This is a genomic window from Streptomyces sp. 8L, assembly GCF_020176795.1.
In the GTDB taxonomy this organism is placed as follows: domain Bacteria; phylum Actinomycetota; class Actinomycetes; order Streptomycetales; family Streptomycetaceae; genus Streptomyces.
The window spans coordinates 1-4,294 of the sequence record NZ_JAIUKE010000684.1; the positions used below are offsets into that span (position 1 = coordinate 1).

Annotated in this window: 3 protein-coding genes; 2 read left to right on the plus strand and 1 reads right to left on the minus strand. The window is 74.1% G+C overall.

Annotated elements, in window-relative coordinates:
- Nucleotides 1-127: 127 nt before the first annotated feature.
- Nucleotides 128-1,288: a glycoside hydrolase family 26 protein gene (locus LCE31_RS37080; RefSeq protein ID WP_374118683.1), complete on the minus strand. Its 1,161-nt coding sequence runs from the start codon at nucleotides 1,286-1,288 to the stop codon at nucleotides 128-130.
- 213 nt (nucleotides 1,289-1,501) lie between these two features.
- Between LCE31_RS37080 and LCE31_RS37085 the strand changes: the two genes are divergently transcribed.
- Both LCE31_RS37085 and LCE31_RS37090 read left to right on the plus strand, forming a co-directional pair.
- Nucleotides 1,502-2,821 (plus strand): carboxylate--amine ligase, encoded by a 1,320-nt coding sequence (locus LCE31_RS37085; RefSeq protein ID WP_225022439.1) that lies wholly within the window; start codon nucleotides 1,502-1,504, stop codon nucleotides 2,819-2,821.
- 74 nt (nucleotides 2,822-2,895) lie between these two features.
- Entirely contained in the window at nucleotides 2,896-4,176 is a 1,281-nt protein-coding gene (locus LCE31_RS37090) for an FAD-dependent oxidoreductase (protein ID WP_225022441.1), read from the plus strand.
- The last annotated feature ends 118 nt before the right edge of the window (nucleotides 4,177-4,294 follow it).

Here is a 4,294-nt window from a genome sequence, read left to right on the forward strand (position 1 = left end):
GGACCGGGGAGGCGACGGGCGGCGGGGGCACCGGCCAGGAGTGAACCGGGCGGCGCCCTCGCCGGAGCCCCTCACCGGCGCCGGGCTGCCGCATGCGCGGTCAGTACCACTTCCGCCACCAGGTGAATCAGTACCACTTCCGCCACCAGGTGAAGGGGACGCAGACCTTCCCGCCGAGCCACGCTTCGACCCAGTCGCCGAGCGGCAGTTCCGTACAGCCCTGCCCGTCCGCGTCGGACGGCGGAGGCGTGGGGTCGGTCGGCCCGGTCGGCGGCGTCGGCGGCTCGGTGGAGTCGGCCGGCGGGTCCACCGGGTTCTCGCCGCGCCCGTACAGCGCGTCCCGGAACACCTTCGCCGACGCGGGATTCGAGGCGCACTGCCAGACGCCGTGCGGGCAGTAGTCGGTGAGCGTGTTGTACAGCGGCTTGTACGTGTCGATCCAGTGCAGCATCGACCGCATGTAATCGGGATTGTCGCCGTTGCGGAAAAGTCCCCACTCCGGGTAGGAGATCTGCTTTCCGTGCGCGGCCGCGAATTCCACATGCGCCTTCAGCCCGTACGGCTCGTCCACCTCCTGCTGGAACGTCCGGCCCGGCGGCTGGTCGTACGAGTCCATGCCGATGACGTCCACCAGGCTGTCGCCCGGATAACACTCCGTCCACGGCACCGCGTCCGTTCCGCGATTCGGTGCGAAGTCGAACTTGAATTTCTGTCCGGGAATCGACCGCATCGTGGTGACGATCCGTTTCCAGTACGCTTTCCAGGCGGCCGGGTCGGGACCGCATCTGCCGGTGTACGTCGTGCCGTTCATCTCCCAGCCGAGCACGATCACCGTGTCCGGCACACCGATGTCCACCAGCCGCTGCGCGAGCGTCCTGTAGTGCGCGTCGAAGTCGCCGGACGCGCCCTGCCCCAGTTCGGCGCGGACCTGGGAGTCCGGGACGTGCCCCTCGTTGTCGTCGAGCATCGGGACGTTGAGTACGAACATCCGGCCCGCGCGGGCCTGCTTCCAGCGCGCCCAGTCACCGAGGAAGTCCACCTGGCCCTCGATGTCCGACCAGCTGCCGCCGGGCAGATACGTGTGCCCGACCCGCAGGTCCGTGCCGCCCAGCCATTTCTGCATCCGGGCAATGTTGCGTACACCCTGGATTCCTGAATCGGTGAAAGACCCGAATGCGGGATGCTCGGCGGGTGGCGGTTTCGCCGCGCCGGTCATTCCCCCGTCCAGGGGCTCATGTGCGAATACGGTGGACGGGGGCACCGTCACCATGGCGAGAAATCCCGCCATGACGGTGCCCGCACAGGTGACCGCGAGACGACGACGCGAAGGGGACATGACTGCTCCTCGGCTGGGTGGACCCTCTCCGTGGCCGCGGTCGGCCCGTGGTCACTGATCCAAAAGTATTTCTATTGCGCCGAACGGGAATCCGGCCCAGCGCCCCAGTAGACCGTTCGTGCATTTCATCCCTCTGATGGGTCATCGGAATGAAGGGGACACCCCGTGCCGACCTTTGACACCAGCACACCCGCCGTACTCGTACGGCTCGACCGGAACCCCTTCCACCACGGCACGCTCGGCGCCGTGCGCTCCCTGGGGCGTGCGGGCATCGAGGTGCACGCCGTCGTCGAGTCGCGGCGCAGCCCCGTCGTCCGCTCCCGCCACCTGCGCGGCGCGCATCCGAGGCCGCCCGGGGAAACGGATCTCGCGGGCGTCCGCCGACTGCTGCTCTCGGTCTCCGACCACGTCGGCAGACCCGCCGTGCTGGTCCCGCTCGACGACGTCAGCGCGATCGCCGCCGGGCGCCTGCGGGACGGCCTCGCGGGCCGCTACCTGCTCCCTGACCAGCCGTCAGGCCTTGCCGAGCGGGTCGCGGACAAGGCCGAGCTGGTCGCCGTGTGCGAGGCGCTCGGCGTGCCGCACCCGCGTACCGCCCTGCCCGGCAGCGCGGCGCAGGCGGCCGCCGCCGCCAGGGCGCTCGGCCTGCCCGCCGTCGCGAAATGGAGCAGGCCCTGGCTGATCCCCGAGGGCTCGGGACTGCGCTCCACCTGCCTCGTGCGCACCGCGCGCGAGGCCCGCGACCTGTACGCCAGGGGCGCGGAGGCGGGCAGCAGGCTGCTCCTCCAGGAGTTCCTGCCACCGGGCCGGGGCCTCGACTGGTTCTTCCACGGCTACGCGGGCCGCGACGCGTCCTGCCCCCTCGGCGCCACCGGGCGCAAGGAGCGGTCCTGGCCGGTCGACGCGGGCCTCACCGCGGTCGGCCGGTGGCTGCCCAACCCCGCCGTCGAGTCCGCGGCGCGCCGTCTCGTCGCGGCCCTCGGCTACCGGGGCATCCTCGACCTCGACTTCCGGCTGGACCCGGGCACCGGGGCGTACCACCTGCTGGACTTCAACCCGCGGCCCGGCGCCCAGTTCCGGCTGTTCACGGACCGGTCGGGGCTCGATGTCGTACGGGCGCTGCACCTGGACCTGACGGGGCGGCGGGTGCCGGCCCAGACGCCCGCCTACGGAAGGTCCTTCGTGGTGGAGAACTACGCGCTGCTGTCGCTGGCCGCCTCGCTCGCCGCGCCGGGGCGCCGCCGCGCGGGCGCCCCCGCGCCCGGCGCGCCGCCCGCCGCCCGGCCGCGCACCGAGGCCGCGTGGTTCGCCGCCGACGACCCGGGCCCGGCGGCGGCGATGGCCGCGGCATGGACCCTGCACGCCGCGCGCCGCGTCCTTCCCGGTGTACGCGCGGCCGGGGCACCCGCCGCCCGTACCGGGGCCCCGGCAGCCGCCGTGCCCCGTCCTGCCCGCGACGACGACCCCGTGGCGACGGCCTCGTGACGACGAGCACCCGGCGCCGGCCGTCCGACGACGACCGCCACCCGACGAACGACACACAGAGAGTGGTACCCCCCATGTACGACCTGGTAGTTGTGGGCGCAGGGCCCTACGGCCTGTCCGTCGCGGCGCACGCGGCCCGTGCCGGTCTCGACGTGAAGATCTTCGGCAGGCCGATGGCGTCCTGGCTCGACCACATGCCGCCCGGCATGTTCCTCAAGTCCGAGCCGTGGGCGTCGAACCTCTCCGACCCCGACGCCGCGCACACCCTCGCCGCGTACGCCGGGACGCGGGGCGTCCCCGCCCGGCACGGCGTCCCGGTGCCGGTGCGGTTCTTCGCCGCGTACGGGCTGTGGTTCGCGGGCCGCGCCGCGCCGCCGGTCGACGAGCGCGACGTGGTGTCCGTACGTCCGGGGCCCGGCGGCTTCGTGGTCACGACGGGCGACGGCGAACCGGTCGTCACCCGCACGGTCGTGCTCGCGATCGGTGTCATGCCGTTCATCGACGTCCCGGACGCGCTGCGCGGCCTCCCGCGGGAACTGGCCTCGCACAGCAGCCACCACGCGGACCTGACGTGCTTCGAGGGCCGCGACGTGACCGTGGTCGGCGCGGGGCAGGCCGCGCTGGAGACGGCCGCGCTCCTCGCGGAACAGGGGACGTCCGTCAGGGTGGTGGCGCGCTCGGCGGCCCTGTCCTGGAACACGGTGCCGCCGCCGCTCCGGCGCCCGGTGCACGCGCGGGCCCGCGGCCCGCACACCGGCCTCGGCTGCGGCTGGAAGAACTGGCTGTACGCGGAGGCCCCCGGCGCCTTCCGGCGGCTGCCCGCCGCCACCCGGGCCCGGGTGTTCACCTCGGCGCTCGGCCCGGCCGGCGCCTGGTGGCTGCGGGAACGCTTCGAGGGGGCCGTACGGGTGCGGCTCGGCGAGCACATCGCCTCCGCGACGCCCGCGGGCGGCCGGGTCAGGCTCGTCCTCGGCGGCCGGGGCGGCGCCGTCTCCACGGTGGAGACGGACCATGTCGTCGCGGCGACCGGCTTCACACCGACGCTCGACCGGCTCGGCCTGCTCGCACCGGAAGTGCGCGACGGACTCGCCACGGTCGGCGGCAGCGGCGGCCCCGAGGCGAGCCGCTGCTTCGAGTCGTCGTACCCGGGGCTGTTCCTCGCGGGGCTGCTGAGCGCGCCGTCGTTCGGCCCGTCGATGCGGTTCGTGTACGGCGCGACGTACACGGCGGAGCACCTCGTGCGCGGGGTGCGGCGGCGGCTGGGCACGCCCGGCGGCTCGCCGGGACTGGTCGGCCAGCGCGCCGCGGCGGAGAAGCTGCCGGTGCGGGGGCGGCCCGCGGGGGCCACTCCCTGAGGTGCGGACACAGGGAGGCCGGAAGAGCCGACGGGCTCTCCCGGCCTCCCCGCGGGACGGGTGGTGCGGTGTGGCGGGGGCGACCGCGCCGGGGGACGGGCCGCGGCGGGGGCGGGGG

What these genes read in the sequence shown, in the direction of transcription:
- LCE31_RS37080 (WP_374118683.1), bottom strand. Translation starts at nt 1,288, where the DNA reads ATGGCGGGATTTCTCGCCATGGTGACGGTGCCCCCGTCCACCGTATTC.
- LCE31_RS37090 (WP_225022441.1), top strand. Translation starts at nt 2,896, where the DNA reads ATGTACGACCTGGTAGTTGTGGGCGCAGGGCCCTACGGCCTGTCCGTC.